We start from the raw sequence: 16,298 nt of genomic DNA, 5'->3' as shown, positions 1-16,298 counted from the left end.
TCGATTCCCGTGACTGCGGACGCCAAATACGACGGCTACGACCTCATCGTCGTGGGTTCCGGATTCTTCGGGCTCACGATCGCCGAGCGCACGGCCACCCAGCTGGACAAGCGGGTGCTCGTGCTGGAGCGGCGCCACCACATCGGCGGCAACGCCTACTCGGAGGCGGAACCGGAGACCGGCATCGAGGTGCACCGCTACGGCGCGCACCTGTTCCACACCTCCAACAAGCGGGTGTGGGAGTACGTGAACCAGTTCACCGCGTTCACCAACTACCAGCACCGGGTGTTCGGCAAGTACAAGGACCAGGTCTACCCGCTGCCGCTGAACCTGGGCCTGATCAACCAGTTCTTCGGCCGCTCGCACACGCCCGACGAGGCCCGCGAGCTGATCGCCAAGCAGGCCAGCGAGATCGACAGCGCCAGCGCGAAGAACCTCGAGGAGAAGGGCATCTCGCTGATCGGGCGCCCGCTCTACGAGGCGTTCATCCGCGGCTACACGGCCAAGCAGTGGCAGACCGACCCGCGTGAGCTCTCGCCCGACATCATCACCCGGCTCCCGGTCCGCTACGACTTCACCGCGAAGTGGTTCAAGGACACCTACGAGGGCCTGCCGGTCGACGGCTACACGGCGTGGCTGGAGAAGATGGCCAACCACCCGAACATCGAGGTGCGCCTGAACGTCGACTACTTCGACGTGCGTTCGCAGATCCCCGAGGGCACCCCGACCGTCTACACGGGACCGTTGGACCGCTACTTCGACTACTCCGAGGGCCGCCTGGGCTGGCGCACGCTCGACTTCGAGCAGGAGGTCGTGCCGACCGCCGACTTCCAGGGCACCTCGGTCATGAACTACAACGACGAGGAAGTCCCCTACACCCGCATCCACGAGTTCCGGCACTTCCACCCGGAGCGGGAGTACCCGAACGCGAAGGACAAGACGGTCATCATGCGGGAGTTCTCCCGCTTCGCCAAGGACGACGACGAGCCGTACTACCCGATCGACACGCCGGAGAACCGCGCGATGCTCGTGGCCTACCGCGAGCTGGCGAAGGGCGAGGCCAAGAACCGCAACCTGATCTTCGGCGGCCGGCTCGGCACGTACAAGTACCTGGACATGCACATGGCCATCGGCTCGGCCCTGTCCGTGTTCGACAACAAGGTCGGACCGCACCTCACCGACGGCGCGCCGCTCGACGGATCACTGGACGGCTGACGTGTCGCAGGCCGAGACCGCCGCCCTGGCGTCGGTCCAGAACGCGATCGCCACGCCGCAGGTGGTGAAGGCGGCGCAGCGCCTGTCGTTCTTCGGCGAGCACAGCGCGGGGTGGTTGGCGCTGGGGCTGCTCGGCGCGGCGGTCGACCGTGAGCGCCGCAAGGACTGGCTGATCGCGGCGGGCGGCGTGGTCGCCGCGCACGCCGCGTCGATCGTGGTCAAGCGCGTGGTCGGGCGCCGGCGCCCGGACGACCCGTCGGTGCGCGTGCTGGTCGGCGTGCCGAGCAAGCTGTCGTTCCCGTCGGCGCACGCGACGTCGACCACGGCGGCGGCGGTGTTGTACTCGCGGCTGACCGGGCGGAAGCTGGTCCCGTTGCTGGTGCCGCCGATGCTGGTGTCGAGGATGGTCCTCGGCGTGCACTACCCGAGCGACGTGCTGGCCGGCTCCGCGCTGGGCGCGGCGATCGGCGGCCTGGTCGGCCGGAAGCTGCGCAGGAGGAAGAAGGGGTCGTGAGTGCGGTAGAGGGCGTTGCCGAGCAGGCTGAGCGCCGCCCGGGCGGGATGCTGTTCGGCCTCATCCGCACCGCGCGGCCGAGGCAGTGGGTCAAGAACGTCCTGGTGCTGGCCGCGCCGTTCACCGCCAACCTGATCCACCACGGCGACGTGCTGCTCAAGTGCGGGATCGCCTTCGTCAGCTTCTGCCTGATCGCCTCCGCGGTCTACCTGGTCAACGACGCCATCGACGTCGAAGCCGACCGGGCCCACCCCACCAAGCGCAACCGCCCGATCGCCGCGGGCATCGTCCCGGTGCCCGTCGCCTACGGGACCGCCGTGGTCCTGGCCCTGGCGTCGTTCGGCGTGAGCCTGCTCGCCGGGTGGCCGCTGCTCGTCGTGCTGGCGGTGTACGCGGCCGTGCAGCTGGGGTACTGCCTGGGCTGGAAGCACCAGCCGGTGATCGACCTGTGCATCGTGGCGTCGGGGTTCCTGCTGCGCTCCATCGCCGGTGGCGTGGCAGCGCGGATCCCGTTGTCGCAGTGGTTCCTGCTGGTGACCGCGTTCGGGTCGCTGTTCATGGTGGCCGGGAAGCGGTACGCGGAGATCCTGCTCTTCGAGAAGACGGGCGCGAAGATCCGCGCCTCGCTGGCGAAGTACTCGTCGAGCTACCTGCGCTTCGTGTGGGCCACCTCGGCCGCCATCATGATCATGACCTACGGCCTGTGGGCCTTCGAGATCCACCAGCACGCGCGGTCCGTGTGGCCGGTGATCTCCATGGTCCCGTTCACCATCGCCGTGCTCCGCTACGCCGTCGACGTCGACGGCGGCAACGCGGGCGAACCCGAAGAGATCGCCCTGCGCGACCGAGTGCTCCAGGTGCTCGGCGCCGCCTGGGTAGCCACCCTCGCCCTCTCCGTCTACCTCTAACCCTCCGGGCGTGTCCCACGCTCAGACCGGGCGTGTCCCACACTCGCGCGGGGTGTGTCCCACGTTCGCGCCGGGTGTGTCCCACGTTCGGACCGGGTGTGTCCCCCGTTGGCGTTGGGTGTGTTCCACGTCGGACGGACAGGCGCATGGACTGTCCGGCGCTCCTACTGTTCACTAGAAAGCTGATGTTCAGTGTATAGTGAACGATAGCTTGTGAGTGAACGGAGCCGCGAAGTGGCCAGTCCCGAGGCGGCCGTCATACGAGCCTGGGTCGAATATGCGCCCTGGGCGCGGGTAGCGGTCAATGGCGATGAGGTCGTCGCGCACCTGGGCGGTCAGCGGCATCGTTGGGCGATCGCGTCGTGGCCGCAAGTTCGGTCGACGCAACTAACTCCCGAGCAGGTCTTGGTCGCAGCCAATCTCGGCAGCAGGTTGCGGTCGCAGATGGCACGTCGAGGGCAGTCCTTCGGTGACCGGCACACCTTGCACCTGGTCGCGGCCGACGGCGTGCTGCACCTGGCGCATGTTGATCAGACCGACAATGAACCCGACAAGCCGCAGCGCGCTATTCCACCGTTGCCGCCAGGCGGCGTCCGCGCGGTGATGACGATCCTTGCAGATGCAGAGAAACCGTGGACCGTGCGGCGCTTGCATGAGGACGCCGGATTGTCTGTGGGACACGCACAGCGGATCCTCTCGACCCTCGAGCAAGCCGATTTGGTGACAAGCGTCGGCAGTGGGCCCACCAGTCACCGCCGAGTCCGCGAGCCTGGCGCTCTGTTGGACTGGCTTGCCGAGCAGCCGGCCGCTCGTCCAAGACCTTTGCAGTGGGCCACCCATGTGTACGGGCGTAACGGGCGCGAAATTCTTGATCGTGCGGTGCAGGGTTTGGAAACAGCTCATTGCGACTATGCCGTGACCGGGATGGCCGCTGCGACGTTGTCGGAGCTTGGTCCGACAGAGTTCACCAGAGTCCACGTGTGGATCGACCCGAACCAGGACCTCGCGACCGTAGCGCAGCGTGCTGGGATGAAACGGACCCCGCGCGGAGCGAATGTCGTGCTCTGGTCGGATGCGGATGGCAGTGGACGGAAAGGATCGGTCGACATCGACGGGTTAGCCGTATCCGCGCCTGTCAGGGTGTATCTGGATCTGCTGTCCTTGCCCCGCGGGTCTGAGGTTGCCACCACGTACCGGAGAGTGATGCTTGGCTATTAATGGCGGGCGGGACACTACGGCCTTCAATCCGAATGATCTCGATCGGATCCTGGGAGAGGCCGCGCACGTGCTGCGGGTTCTGGGGTTCGCCGGTGATGGATCGACGATCATCGGCGGTCTCGTGCCGACACTGCTCGTGCCTGTCGTGGACCCGGCCTACGCGAAGCCGCACGTCGGCACACGAGATGTGGACCTGTGCCTGTCGATCGCCCTCCTCGAGGAAGGGGCGGAAGGCTACGAGCGCATGGAGACCCAGCTGCGGCAGAACGGATTCGAGCCCAGCGACGTGACATTCCGTTGGCTGCACCCCTCGGGAACGGAAGTAGAGTTCTTCTGCCCTGCTGGAAAAGGTCGCGTTGCCGGTCGCATGTACCGCCCGCGGCCAGGGCGCGGACGGCAGACAATGGGTAGCCGACTGACCGCTCTCGCGCTGAACGCCGGTGAGTTGCTTACCGCCGAGCGCCGCCTGGTGAAGCGAACAGTGCCACTTCCCGGTGGGGCCGGACTGATGGACTTCGAGTTCCCCGTAACTGGTCCGGCTGGCTTCATGGCTGCCAAAGTGGCGGCATTGGTAGAACGAAACAAAGACAAGGACGCATACGACTTGGTTTGGTTGCTGGACGCTTGGCCTGGAGGTCCAGCCGGCCTGGCACAGGAAATCGCTGAGGACGCTGCACAGCGCCACTCGGCGGCGATCGGCGCCCTAAACGACCAACTAGCTGCGGCATTCGCCAGTGAAAACCATCACGGTTCCATTTCTTATGCTCGGTTCGTCGGTGCCGATGCGAATCTTGACCAACGCGCTGACCTGGCCTTTCACGCGCATGGTGCAGTGCAGGCATATCTCGCCGCAATGTGACGGGCGTGCGGAGCCGGCTTGCTCCTGGATCGACGGGCCGCTAGTCAGGAAAGGCGCGTAGGGCGTCGGCGACCATGCGGTGGCCTTGCCGCTCGAACTCCCCATCGCCCACCCGGAAGGCGTAGACAGCGGTGCCGACAGCCTCGCGGAGTTGGGCCCGTGGCCACGCCTCGCGCTCCCGCGGATCGGTGCCGTACCCCGCCAAGAACGCCGGCTCCAGCGACGGGTCGGCCAGGAACTGCTGGGCCGCGAGCCGCTCGAAGTCCGTGTACGCCGGGCGCAGGGCGGCGCGGCCGAAGTCGATCACGGTCACCACGCCCTCGTGGACCAGCCAGTTGCGCGGCTGCCAGTCCCCGTGGGTGGGCACGAGCACGGCGGGTGGCGTCGGCCACGACTCGATGAGCCGCCTCGTCCGCTGGACGATCGCGGGCGCGATGTTGTGCTCCTGGTCCAGCCAGGCCAGCTCCAGGACGGTCGTGCCGACCAGACCCCAGCTGTGGTCGCACACCACCGATGCGCCCGACAGCCACCGGTTCAGCAACGCCTGCTGGGCCGCCGAGATCACGTCAGGGAGCGCTCGCCGGTCACGTCGTACTCGCTCACCGACGCCGAGCGGATCGCCGCCAGTTGCTCGGAGGTCGGGCCGCTGCCGCGGAAGGCCTCGACGGCCTCCCGCGACTCCCAGCGCTCGAACACGTTCACCCGGTCCGACTCGACCAGATCCGCGGACACGCTGAAGTCCAGGCAGCCCGGCGCCTGCCGCGCCAGGGCGACCACTTCGGAGCACCCGGCCAGGTAGCCGTCCCGGTCGTCGACGTACAGCCGGCCCGCGACGATGACCATCAGATCGGCAGCTTCTTGAAGATCGGGCGCGGCACGTGCCGCAGCGCCGACATCACCAGTCGCCATTGCGAGGGTGCCCACACCAGGTCCTTGCCCGCGGCCGACGCCGCAACCGCGATCGAGGCGACCTTCTCCGGCGTGGTCGCGAGCGGGGCGGCCTTCATCCCGGCGGTCATCTTCGTGTGCACGAAGCCGGGCCGCACGACGGTCACCTGCACGCCGCTGGATGCCAGCGCCTCGCCGAGACCCAGGTAGAACCCGTCGAACCCGGCCTTCGTCGAGCCGTACACGAAGTTCGACCGGCGCACGCGCTCGCCGGCCACCGACGACAACGCGATCACCTTGCCGTGGCCCTGCTCACGCAACCGCGCGGCCAGCGCGATGCCGACCGACACCGGCGCCGTGTAGTTCACCTGCGCCAGTTCGACGCCGGTCGCGTGGTCCTGCCAGGCCTGCTCCTGGTCACCCAGGAGTCCAAAAGCAACAACGGTGACATCGACGTCGCCATCGGCGAAGGCCTTGTCGACGACCTCCTGGTGCGAAGCGAAATCGAGAGCGTCGAAGGGAAGCGTGGACACCGTGGCGCCCTGCTCCTTCAACGACGCGGCCGCGGCGTCCAAACGGGACGATGGGCGCCCGGCCAGGATCACCCGCAACGGGCGGCGCGACGCATAAGCGGACGCGATCGCGAGCCCGATCTCCGAGGTGCCGCCGAGCAGCAGCAGCGACTGGGGGTTGCCGACAGCGTCGATCACGTGAGTTCCAACCTTCTCGACTGATCGGAGGCGAACACGCCCTCCGGGTCCACTGCGTTGCGGATCTTGCGCCACTCGTCGATGCGCGGGTACATCCGGTGGAAGGTCTCCGCGCTGGTCCGCGAGTCCTTCGCCAGGTACAGCCGGCCACCGGCCTCGAGGACCATCCGGTCCAGGTCCTCGCAGAACTCGTGCAGCCCGGCCTTGATCGGGAAGTCCACCGTGATCGTCCAGCCCGGCATGGGGAACGACAGCGGCGCGCGGCTCGACTCGCCCATCCGCTTGAGCACGTTCAGGAACGAGACGTGCCCGGACTCGGCGATGCGCCGTGTGATGGCCCGCAACTGTGCCTCGGCCTCGAACGGCACGATGAACTGGTACTGCAGGAAACCCCTGGACCCGTAGCCGCGGTTCCACTCACCGAACATGTCCAGCGGGTGGTAGAACGCGGTCAGGTTCTGGATCAGGCCGCGGCCCTTCTTGGGCGCCTTGCGGAACCACGCCTCGCCGAGCAGGCCGAACGTCAGCTTGTTGGCCAGGCCGTTCGGGAAGACGTCGGGCAGCGTCAGCAGCTGCGGCGCGTCGAACTTCAACGGGTCCGACTTGAGCTTGTCGGGCAGCTGGTCGACGGTGGCGAGCGAGCCGCGGGAGAACACCGCGCGGCCGAAGTTCGAGCCTGTGGCGATCGCGTCGAACCACGCCATCGAGTAGTCGTACCCGGCGTCGGAGCCGTTCTTGAACAGCTCCAGGGTCTCGTCGAGGTTCGCGGTGCGGTCGCTGTCGACGTAGAAGTAGGCGCTCTCCACCTTCTTCAACCGGACGGTCGCGCGCACGATCACGCCGGTCAGCCCCACGCCGCCGACGGTCGCCCAGAACAGCTCCGACTCGGGACCGTCCGGGGTCAGCGTGCGCACCTGGCCGTCGGCGGTGAGCAGGTCCATCGCCACCACGTGGTTGCCGAAGCTGCCCGCCGAGTGGTGGTTCTTGCCGTGGATGTCGCACGCGATGGCACCGCCGACGGTCACCTGGCGCGTGCCCGGCAGCACCGGCACCCAGAGCCCGTGCGGGAGCATCTCGCGCATCAGCTTGTCCAGGCTGACGCCCGGGTCCAGGGTGACGAGGCCGCTGTCGACGTCGACCTCGTGGATGCGGTCCAGCCCGGTCATGTCGAGCACGAGCCCGCCCGCGTTCTGCGCGGGGTCGCCGTAGGAGCGGCCGAGGCCGCGGGCGATCACACCGCGTCGTCCCGCGTCGGCGATGGCCGCGCGCACGTCGTCGATGGAGCGCGGGGTGCCGACCAAAGCGGTGGTAGGGGCGGTGCGGCCCCATCCGGTGAGGGTCCTGCGCTCATAACTCTCGGCGTCCACGGACGTCAAGGGTACTGATCCAAGATGTGACCTTTACACTGCGTGCTGTCTCAGCGGTAAAGGGAGTTGCGGTGACTGCGGTGTCGGCAGAACAAGCCGAGGTGCCTGCGCAGAAGCTCGGCCTGGTCGCGCAGTTGGTCCGGTTCGTCCTGATCGGTGGCTTCTGCGCGCTGATCGACGCGGGCGTCTACGCCCTTCTTCTGCACTTCGGCCTGAACGCGAACATCGCCAAGGCCATCAGCTTCGTCTGCGGCACCACGACCGCGTACTTCCTCAACCGCAGGTTCACGTTCGCGAGCGCCCGCACCGGCGGCGCCTCGCAGGTCGGCGGGTTCGTCCTGCTGTACGTCGTGACGTTCTTCGTCAACGTCGGCGTGAACGCGCTCATGCTCGCCGTGCTCCCGGCCTTCCGCTGGGAGTACGCGCTGGCGTGGGTGATCGCCCAGGGCACCGCGACCCTGATCAACTTCATCATGTTGCGCACGGTGGTTTTCCGCAGCTGAGGCCCCGTTCCAAAGGTGCAGGCCAGGCCGGACTTCCCGGCCTGTACCTTGGAATGGCGCGATACCCCCGCACGGCACCCCATGGAGGACTGAGGCGTAATGCCCGGCAGGACTGCACCCGCGACCCCGGCCCCTGACGCGGAGGTCACGCTCGTAGAGCACACCGCGCCGCGCAGACTCATCGCCCAGCGCGGACTGTTCGCAGGCCCGTCCCCGGTGGCCCCGGAGGAGCTGTACGCCGAGGTGACCGTCGGGCTCGCCCGCCGCGAGCGCGGCCGGATCGTGCTCGAGCCGTCGGCCGAGGTGTCGATGAACACCTACTTCGGCCGGTTCCCCGCCGCGTACTGGCAGCGCTGGACCGTGGTCCGCGAGGTGAGCGTCGAGCTGGTCGTCACCGGCTCCGGTCGCCTCTCGGTGCTCGCCTCGGACGCCGAGGGCGAGCCGCGCACGGTCGCCGTCAAGGACGTCTGGGGCGCCAAGGACGAGCAGGTCACCCTCTCGGCCAAGATCGACCGTTTCAACGACGGCGGCGCGCTGTGGCTGGACCTGCGCACCGGCGTCGGCCAGGAGCTGGCCGTCGAGCAGGTGCGCTGGACCGTCGAGTCGCCGGAGAAGCTGCGCCCGGCCGCCGTCGTGATGTGCACGTGCAACCGTGCCGACGACGCCATCACCACGTTGAAGACCCTCGCCGCCGACCCGGAGGCGCTCGAGTTCCTCGACGCCGTCTACGTGGCCGACCAGGGCAACGACACCGTCGACTCGCGTCCGGCGTTCGCCGAGGTCAGCGCGGCGCTCGGGGCGAAGTTCCGCTACATCCAGCAGCCGAACCTCGGCGGCGCGGCCGGCTTCACCCGCGGCCTGTTCGAGGCGGCCAAGCAGTCCGACCACGCGAACGTCCTGTTCATGGACGACGACATCCTGCTCGAGCCGGACATGACGATCCGGCTGAACTCGTTCGCCAACCGCACCGTCGACCCGGTGATCGTCGGCGGGCAGATGCTGAACCTGCTGCACCCCAAGCAGCTCCACGTCGGCGCCGAGTGGGCCGACCTGGAGAACCTCGCGCCCGGCCAGGTGGCCAAGGACGCGCTGAGCGCCGCCGACCTGACCGGCGTCGACGAGGAGACCGGCAAGCCGAACCGCCAGGAGAAGCGCGTCGACGCCGGCTACAACGGCTGGTGGTCGTGCCTGATCCCGACCGAGATCGTCAAGGCGTGCGGCTACCCGCTGCCGCTGTTCTTCCAGTGGGACGACGCGGAGTACGGCTACCGCGCCAAGGCCCACGGCTTCGCCACGGTCACCCTGCCCGGTGCCGGCGTGTGGCACGCCGACTTCGGCTGGAAGGACTGGGACGACTGGCACCGGTACTTCAACCTGCGCAACTCGCTGATCACCGCCGCGCTGCACAGCCGGTTCGACACCAAGCACGTCGCCCGGGTGCTGTTCGCGCAGCTGACCCGCTACCTGCTGTCCATGCAGTACGGCCTGGCCGCGACCCTGCTCAAGGCCGTCGAGGACTTCCTGGCCGGCCCGGAGATCCTGCAGGACGGCGGCGCGGACGCGGTCGGCATGATCCGCAAGCTGCGTGCCGAGTACCCGGAGACGTTCCGGCACCCGGCCTCCGACGTGCCGGGCCTGCGCTCCGGTGAGCTGCCGATGATCCCGTCCGGCCCGACGCCGAAGCTCAAGCGCCTCGTGCTGGCCAAGCGCGTGGTCAACCAGCTGCGCGGCCGCCACGTCCACCACCAGGGCACCATCCCGGCGGACGAGGCGTCGTGGTGGCACGTCTCCCAGTTCGACACGGCCGTCGTCACGGACGCCTCGCAGGAAGGCGTGCGCGTGCGCCGCTACGACCGCGAGACGATGTTCCGGCTGGGCAAGGAGGGGGCGGCCCTGATGCGCCGCTTCATCAAGGACGGCAACGCGGTCCAGCAGCAGTTCAAGGACGCGATGCCCGAGCTCACCAGCCGCGAGAACTGGGCCCGCCTCTACCGCCTCTGAACTCCGGTTTCACCGAGAACGCCCCGACCGCCAGGTGGGGGCGTTCTTGTTTTGTGCACCCGAAATCTGCCCCTGACGGTGCCCCCAGGGGCGATCTTGCTCATGCACCCCAGCCATAACGTCCACCCCGGCGACGACCGCATGTCGTGCGATCCCGGGAGGCTCAGGTGCCCACTAGAAGAACGACTTTCCTTGCTCTGGTCACCACTCTGATCTTGTTGGTGGCAACTGGTGTCACGGGGTTCGTCCCGGTCGGGTTGCTCGCCGCGCCGACCGCGGCGGCGGCCACCCACACGCCCTTTGCCTGTGACAGCACGTACTACCTCATGCAACCGAACTCGTCCGACGCCACGAAGTCCGTCCTCGGCAAGGTGGTCTTCCCGTCGGGCTCGTCCCAGGGTCAGTTCGCCGCCCTCTCGAACGCGCCGTTCGGGTTCAACGCGATGGGCTTCAACCCCAGCGACAACCTGATCTACGGGATCACCGTGACCCCGAAGGACGACCACGAGCAGCTGTTCCGGGTTGGCGCCGAAGGTACCTTCGAGCTGCTCGGCGAGCCCGTCACCGCGGCCGGGCAGCCGCTCGACCAGTTCAACGCGAACATCGGCGCGTTCCTGTCCGACGGCACCTTCGCGGTGTCCAACGGCGGCAGCCGGATCATCGTCATGGACGTCAACCAGAGCCCGCCGCGGATCCTCACCGGGCCGATCACCTCCGCGCCGGAGATCACGACGGCGGACTGGGCGGTCAACCCGATCGACAACCAGGCTTACACCTTCGACACGGTGACCAAGACGATCGTCCAGATCGACCCGCGGACCGGCGCGACGAAGAGCGCCGGGGGCACCAACTACGACGGCGGCCTCCCGGACGCGGTCGGCTCCGTCTGGATGGACGGCAACGGGCAGCTCACCTTCGCCGAGTCCTACAAGGGGCCCGACGGCAAAGCCGACGGCAACGGCCAGATCCACTTCTTCGCGGCCCCGTACAACAGCACCACCCACTTGTACACCAGGATCCGCCACCTCGGCGACCAGCCGAGCCTCGGCAAGTCCGGCGACGCCACCAACTGCGCGTTCACCATGGACCTCGAGAAGGCCGGCCACACCACCGACCAATCGCGCGCCCCCGGGGGCAGCGTGACCACCTTCGACTTCACCATCGTCAACGGTTCCGGCGCGGCCAAGACCTTCGACCTGCACGACACCTTCCCGCCGTACCTGACCCGCGGGGCCGTGCGGTTCGAAGGGCAGGGAACACCGGGAACCGTGAACCAGGGCGACGCCCCCGGCACGCTCACGATCACGGGGAACCGGCTGGGCGCCAAGGAGACCATGGTCATCCACGCGGACGTGAACGTGGCGCCGGATGCCCCGAAGGTCGATGAGCTGAACCGGGCCACGCTGACCGGGACCGGCCTGCCGGCCGGTGGGGTGGTCTCGCACGACCCGACCACCACGGCGTTCGACCCCGGCCCCACCCCGGTGTACCTGAGACCGGCCGACAAGCCCGATCTCATGATCACCAAGACCGCCGACCCCACCAGCGTGATGCAGGGCAGCTCGGTCACCTACCACCTCAGCGTCACCGACAAGGCCGGGTTCGGCGCGGGTGCGTGGTCGGTGCAGGAGGCCATGCCCGGCGGCTTCACGCCGACCGCCGCGAGCCAGGACTGCTCGCTGGCCGGCGGGGTCGTGTCGTGGCAGGGGGCGTCATTCCCCAAGAACGGCATCAGCAACTGCACCATCACGGCCGCCGTCAGCACGACAGCGCCGCCCGGCCCGGCCGTGAACACGGCGACGCTCACCGCGGACCAGGACACCGACGCGACCAACAACGTCGCGCAGGCCACGGTAACCGTGACCAAACTGCCCACAGTGGACTTGGGGATCACCAAGTCGGCTCCGGCGGAGGTGAACGCCGGGAGCGAGTTCGACTACACGATGACGGTGGTCAACAACGGCGACACGGCGGCGACCGGCGCCACGATCACCGACCAGGTGCCCGCAGGTTTGACCATCCTCTCGGTCTCGCCGGGTGGCAGCCAGAACGGGCAGACCGTGACCTGGGCCCTGGGCGCGGTCACCCCGGGCACGCCGGTGCAGGTGAGCGTGCACGTCAAGGCGCCGAACGAACCGACCGGAGTGGACAACACCGCCACCGTGGCCGTGACCGGCGGCGGCACGCCGGACAACAACCCCACCAACGATTTCAGCTCGGTGCACACGGAGATCAAGCCGCTCTCGGACGTCTCCCTGCTCAAGACCGCGCCGGTCAGCGCCCAGGCTGGCAGCCCGATCACCTACACCTTGCAGGCGGCCAACTACGGCCCCTCGACCGCGACCAACGTCGTCGTGCACGACCCGCTGCCGGCCGGGACGACCTTCGTCTCGGCGGGCAACGGCGGGACCTTGCAGGGCTCGGAGGTCCAATGGACGCTGGGCAACCTGGCGCCGAACGCACCGGTGGAGCCGCTGACCTTGGTCGTCACCGCCCCCGCGGAGCCGACCACCGTGGTCAACAAGGCGGACATCACCACGGTCACCCCTGAAGTCACGACCGACAACAACCACTCGGAGACCTCGACCACCATCCAGCCGGTCGCCGACCTCACGATCGTCAAGTCCGGCCCGCAGCGGGTGGACGCGAACGGACAGGTCACCTACACGCTGCTGATCGGCAACAACGGTCCGTCGACCGCGTCCGACGTGCGGGTTGACGACCCGCTGCCGGACCGAACGGTGTTCGTGTCGGCGGACAACGGTGGCGCGCTGCAGAACGGCACGATCAGCTGGGCGCTCGGCCCGCTCCAGGTCCGTCAGACGAAGACGTTGACCGTGGTGGTGAAGGCACCGGCGCCACCGGAGCCGGCGGTGCTGACCAACGAGGCGAGGGTGTCCGGTTCCGCGGCGGATCCCGACATGTCCAACAACCAGAGCCACGTGGACACCACCATCGACCCCACCGTCGACCTGGTGCTGACCGACCAGGGGCCGCCGTTCGCGGACGCGGGCACCGGCTTCACCTGGACGCTCACGGTGGCGAACAAGGGCCCGTCGACGGCGCACAACGTGGTCGTCACCGACACCGTGCCCGCCGGGTTCCCGGTCGGCGCGCCGAGCAGCGGCGGCACCGCGACACCCAACGCGGACGGGACGACCACCGTCACCTGGACGGTCGGTGACCTGGTCGCGAACGGCCCGCCGGTCACGCTCCAAGTTCCGGTCACCGCGCCACCGCAGGCCGGCAACGGGCACAACGCCGCGAGCGTGACGGGCTCGGTCAAGGAGCTCGACGACGCCGACAACCACGCCGCGAGCGACGTGCCGATCCGCGGCTTCACCCTGAAGAAGACCGTGCAGGGCAACGGTTCTGCCCGGGCCGGGCAGCGGGTGACGTACACGATCGTCGTCACCAACCCGAGCACCGTGCCCTATGACACGGGCCGCGGCCTGGCGTCGTTCACCGACGACATGTCCGGCGTGCTCGACGACGCCACGCTCGACGCCGTCGAGCCCGGCGGCGGCACGATCACCAACAACGACAAGGGATTCAGCTGGCAGGGCCCGATCGGCGCGAACGCGTCGACGACCCTCACGGTGACCGTTCTGGTCAAGAATCCCGGTGCGGGCGGTGACCACCAGCTGGTCAACTTCGTCGTCGGCGGCACGAACTGCCCGCCCAGCACCGGTCCGGGTGACTGCGGGCCGAAACCGGTGGCGATCCGCGGCGTGCAGTTGGACAAGGTCGCGTCCAGCCCGGTTGTGCACCCCGGCGAGACGATCACCTACACCGTGGAGATCCGCAACAACGGCGGGTTCGCGTTCACCGACGCGGATCCTGCGGTCGTCACCGACGACCTGGCCAAGGTGCTCGACGACGCCGACTTCGTCACCGCGTCGGCCGATGCGGGCACGGTCACGCCGCCCGCGCCGGGTGCCTCGGTGCTCACGTGGACCGGTGCGCTCGCGACCGACCAGGTCGTGCACGTGACGTACTCGCTGCTGGTGCGCAACCCGCAGGCCGGCGACGGAAGCCTGGACAACGCCGTCGGCAGCATCGAGGACGACGACTGCCTGCCCACCGCGCCGTGCGGCACGCACGGTGGGTCGACGCTGGTGCAGGCGTTCGTGCTGAACAAGTCGGTCGACAAGACCGGCGGGGTCGCGCCGGGCGAGGAGGTCACCTACACGATCACGGTGACCAACACCGGCCGCGTGGCCTACGCCGACGGCGAGGCCACGTTCACCGAGGACCTCACCGGCATCCTGGACGACGCGGAGTTGCTGCCGGACAAGCTCGCCGCCGACGTCGGAACCCTTGACTACCAACAGGATGCGAAGAAGATCGTGTGGACCGGGCCGTTGCCGGTCGTGTATCCGGCGACCACGGCGGGGGCGACCATCGTGGTCACCGTCCGCGTGCTCGACCCGGACCTGCACGGCGACCACGAACTGGTCAACACCGTGATCGGCGGGGCGAACTGCCCGCTCCCGTCGGGGGACTACGGCCCCGAGTGCCACGGTGGCGACCAGCTGCCCATCAGCGGGCTGACCGCGCACAAGGCAGCGGACGTCCAGGTGGCCCGGCCGGGCGACGTGGTCACGTACACGATCACGGTCACGAACACCGGCAAGGTCGACTTCACCGACGACAACCCGGCGGCGTTCACCGACGACCTGAGCAAGGTGCTCGACGACGCCGAGTTCACCGGTGACCCGGAAGCCAGCGCGGGCACGGCAACCTTTGCCACGCCAACGCTTTCCTGGAGCAGTGCGCTGGTCCAGGGGGCTTCGGCGACGATCACCTACAAGGTGACGGTGGCCAAGCAGGGCAAGGGCGACCACGTGCTGTCCAATGTGGTCTTCGCGCCGGGCAGCAACTGCGTGCCCACCGGCGATCCCGATCCCGCCTGCGGATCGGAGGGCACCGTGAAGGTGGCCGAGCTGCACGTGGCGAAGACCGCGAACACCAAGCAGGTCACGGTCGGCGACACGGTGGTGTACACGGTGAAGGTCACCAACGTCGGCGCCGTGGACTACCTGGCCACCGAGCCGGCGGCGGACGAGGTCGGCGTTGGCCCGGCCATGTTCACCGACGACATGTCCGAAGTACTGGACGACGCCACCTACAAGGGCGACGCCCACGCCTCGGCCGGCACCACGCACTACGAGGAGCCGAAGCTGAGCTGGTCGGGTCCGGTGGCGGTGGGCGCCACGGCGACCGTCACGTACTCGGTGAAGGTCAACGACCCGGCCAGTGGTGACCGCAAGCTGACCAACGCGGTGATCGCACTGGACAGCAACTGCCCCTGCTCGGTGAGCACCAAGGCCCTGCCCAAACCGCCCGCGCCCCAAGGCGGTGGCGGGCTGGCCTACACGGGTGCCGCCGTCGGCGGCTACCTGGCGGCCGGGGCCGGGCTGGTGCTGCTCGGGCTCGTGTTCCTGGCCGTCACCCGGATCCGTCGAGAAGGGACCACGCGATGAAGCGCCTGGCCAGTGGGTTGCTGATTGCCCTGGCAGTGACGGCCAGCGGGGCGGTGACCAGTGGAGCGGTGGCGTCCGCGCAGCCACCGTCGCGGGACCTGGCGATCTCGTTGACCGGCGGAGCCACGCAGGTCCACGAAGGAGACCGGCTGCACTACAGCGTGACGGTGCGCGACACCGGCGGCCACGCGCACACCGGGGTGCGGATGGAGCTGACCATGCCGGTCGGCGCCCGAGCGGCCTCCGTGGCCGGAGGTGGCAAGGCGGCCGAACCGTGGTTCGCGGCGTGGTCGCTGACCGTCCCGGCCAAGGGCGTGGTCACGGTGTCGGCGGACTTCATCGCCGGCGCGCCGGCGGCCGGCATGAAGGGCTACCCGGCATCGGCGTGCGTGATCGCCGACGGCGTCCGCCTGACGTGCTCGACGCGGATCGAGCAGCTGGCGGGCGCGTCGGACGTGCACGCGGTGACCTCACCCGCTGGTTCGCCGGTCTGGCCGTACTGGGTGGCGGGTGTGGTCGTGGTCTTGCTGGCCTCGGCCTACTTCGGGTGGCTGCGCCTGCGCCACCGCGCTGACCACTCGCCGGAGGAGGTGCCGGAGCGCGAGAAGGCCACCGTGTAGACCGTGTAG

The 16,298-nt window shown here is 68.7% G+C and carries 13 protein-coding genes; 9 read left to right on the top strand and 4 right to left on the bottom strand.

What is annotated here, in order from left to right:
• Nucleotides 1–9 precede the first annotated feature (9 nt).
• From glf to EV186_RS04695, 5 genes are all read left to right on the top strand, one after another.
• Nucleotides 10–1,215: a UDP-galactopyranose mutase gene (gene glf, locus EV186_RS04715; protein ID WP_243753812.1), complete on the top strand. Its 1,206-nt coding sequence runs from the start codon at nucleotides 10–12 to the stop codon at nucleotides 1,213–1,215.
• A gap of 1 nt (nucleotide 1,216) precedes the next feature.
• Nucleotides 1,217–1,729: a phosphatase PAP2 family protein gene (locus tag EV186_RS04710; RefSeq protein ID WP_133847818.1), complete on the top strand. Its 513-nt coding sequence runs from the start codon at nucleotides 1,217–1,219 to the stop codon at nucleotides 1,727–1,729.
• A complete protein-coding gene (locus EV186_RS04705; RefSeq protein ID WP_279538273.1) occupies nucleotides 1,726–2,637 on the top strand; it encodes a decaprenyl-phosphate phosphoribosyltransferase in 912 nt (303 codons plus the stop codon). The genes EV186_RS04710 and EV186_RS04705 overlap by 4 nt, the downstream gene beginning before the upstream one ends.
• 234 nt (nucleotides 2,638–2,871) lie before the next feature.
• Nucleotides 2,872–3,855, top strand: a complete 984-nt coding sequence (locus EV186_RS04700; RefSeq protein ID WP_133847817.1) for a helix-turn-helix domain-containing protein — start codon at nucleotides 2,872–2,874, stop codon at nucleotides 3,853–3,855.
• Nucleotides 3,856–3,922: 67 nt separating this feature from the next.
• A complete protein-coding gene (locus EV186_RS04695; protein ID WP_208115473.1) occupies nucleotides 3,923–4,714 on the top strand; it encodes a nucleotidyl transferase AbiEii/AbiGii toxin family protein in 792 nt (263 codons plus the stop codon).
• A gap of 40 nt (nucleotides 4,715–4,754) precedes the next feature.
• On the opposite strand, the gene EV186_RS04690 is transcribed toward EV186_RS04695, so the two are convergent.
• Genes EV186_RS04690 through dprE1 form a run of 4 tightly spaced genes read right to left on the bottom strand, consistent with a single transcriptional unit; the run spans nucleotide 4,755 to nucleotide 7,679 of the window.
• Nucleotides 4,755–5,279, bottom strand: a complete 525-nt coding sequence (locus EV186_RS04690) for a phosphotransferase family protein (RefSeq protein ID WP_208115472.1) — start codon at nucleotides 5,277–5,279, stop codon at nucleotides 4,755–4,757.
• A complete protein-coding gene (locus EV186_RS39360; RefSeq protein ID WP_208115471.1) occupies nucleotides 5,276–5,557 on the bottom strand; it encodes a putative quinol monooxygenase in 282 nt (93 codons plus the stop codon). The genes EV186_RS04690 and EV186_RS39360 overlap by 4 nt, the downstream gene beginning before the upstream one ends.
• Nucleotides 5,557–6,312 (bottom strand): decaprenylphospho-beta-D-erythro-pentofuranosid-2-ulose 2-reductase, encoded by a 756-nt coding sequence (gene dprE2 / locus EV186_RS04685; RefSeq protein ID WP_133847814.1) that lies wholly within the window; start codon nucleotides 6,310–6,312, stop codon nucleotides 5,557–5,559. The genes EV186_RS39360 and dprE2 overlap by 1 nt, the downstream gene beginning before the upstream one ends.
• Nucleotides 6,309–7,679, bottom strand: a complete 1,371-nt coding sequence (gene dprE1 / locus EV186_RS04680; protein WP_133847813.1) for a decaprenylphosphoryl-beta-D-ribose oxidase — start codon at nucleotides 7,677–7,679, stop codon at nucleotides 6,309–6,311. Before dprE1 ends, dprE2 begins: the two co-directional genes overlap by 4 nt.
• Before the next feature lie 71 nt (nucleotides 7,680–7,750).
• Here dprE1 and EV186_RS04675 point away from each other — a divergent pair, with 71 nt between their 5' ends.
• From EV186_RS04675 to EV186_RS04660, 4 genes are all read left to right on the top strand, one after another.
• Nucleotides 7,751–8,182, top strand: a complete 432-nt coding sequence (locus EV186_RS04675; protein WP_133847812.1) for a GtrA family protein — start codon at nucleotides 7,751–7,753, stop codon at nucleotides 8,180–8,182.
• 99 nt (nucleotides 8,183–8,281) lie between these two features.
• A complete protein-coding gene (locus EV186_RS04670) occupies nucleotides 8,282–10,183 on the top strand; it encodes a glycosyltransferase (protein WP_133847811.1) in 1,902 nt (633 codons plus the stop codon).
• A 221-nt stretch (nucleotides 10,184–10,404) separates the two neighbouring features.
• Nucleotides 10,405–15,669, top strand: a complete 5,265-nt coding sequence (locus EV186_RS04665; RefSeq protein ID WP_133847810.1) for a DUF11 domain-containing protein — start codon at nucleotides 10,405–10,407, stop codon at nucleotides 15,667–15,669.
• Nucleotides 15,666–16,289 carry a hypothetical protein gene (locus EV186_RS04660; protein ID WP_133847809.1) on the top strand — a complete coding sequence of 208 codons (624 nt, stop codon included), beginning with the start codon at nucleotides 15,666–15,668 and terminating at the stop codon, nucleotides 16,287–16,289. Before EV186_RS04665 ends, EV186_RS04660 begins: the two co-directional genes overlap by 4 nt.
• Nucleotides 16,290–16,298: the final 9 nt, after the last annotated feature.

This window comes from Labedaea rhizosphaerae (assembly GCF_004362825.1).
GTDB lineage: Bacteria > Actinomycetota > Actinomycetes > Mycobacteriales > Pseudonocardiaceae > Labedaea > Labedaea rhizosphaerae.
The sequence above is the reverse complement of the archived record's forward strand: the minus strand, read 5'-3'. Positions and strand labels throughout refer to the sequence as shown.

What these genes read in the sequence shown, in the direction of transcription:
- EV186_RS39360 (WP_208115471.1), bottom strand. Translation starts at nt 5,557, where the DNA reads ATGGTCATCGTCGCGGGCCGGCTGTACGTCGACGACCGGGACGGCTAC.
- EV186_RS04670 (WP_133847811.1), top strand. Translation starts at nt 8,282, where the DNA reads ATGCCCGGCAGGACTGCACCCGCGACCCCGGCCCCTGACGCGGAGGTC.
- EV186_RS04660 (WP_133847809.1), top strand. Translation starts at nt 15,666, where the DNA reads ATGAAGCGCCTGGCCAGTGGGTTGCTGATTGCCCTGGCAGTGACGGCC.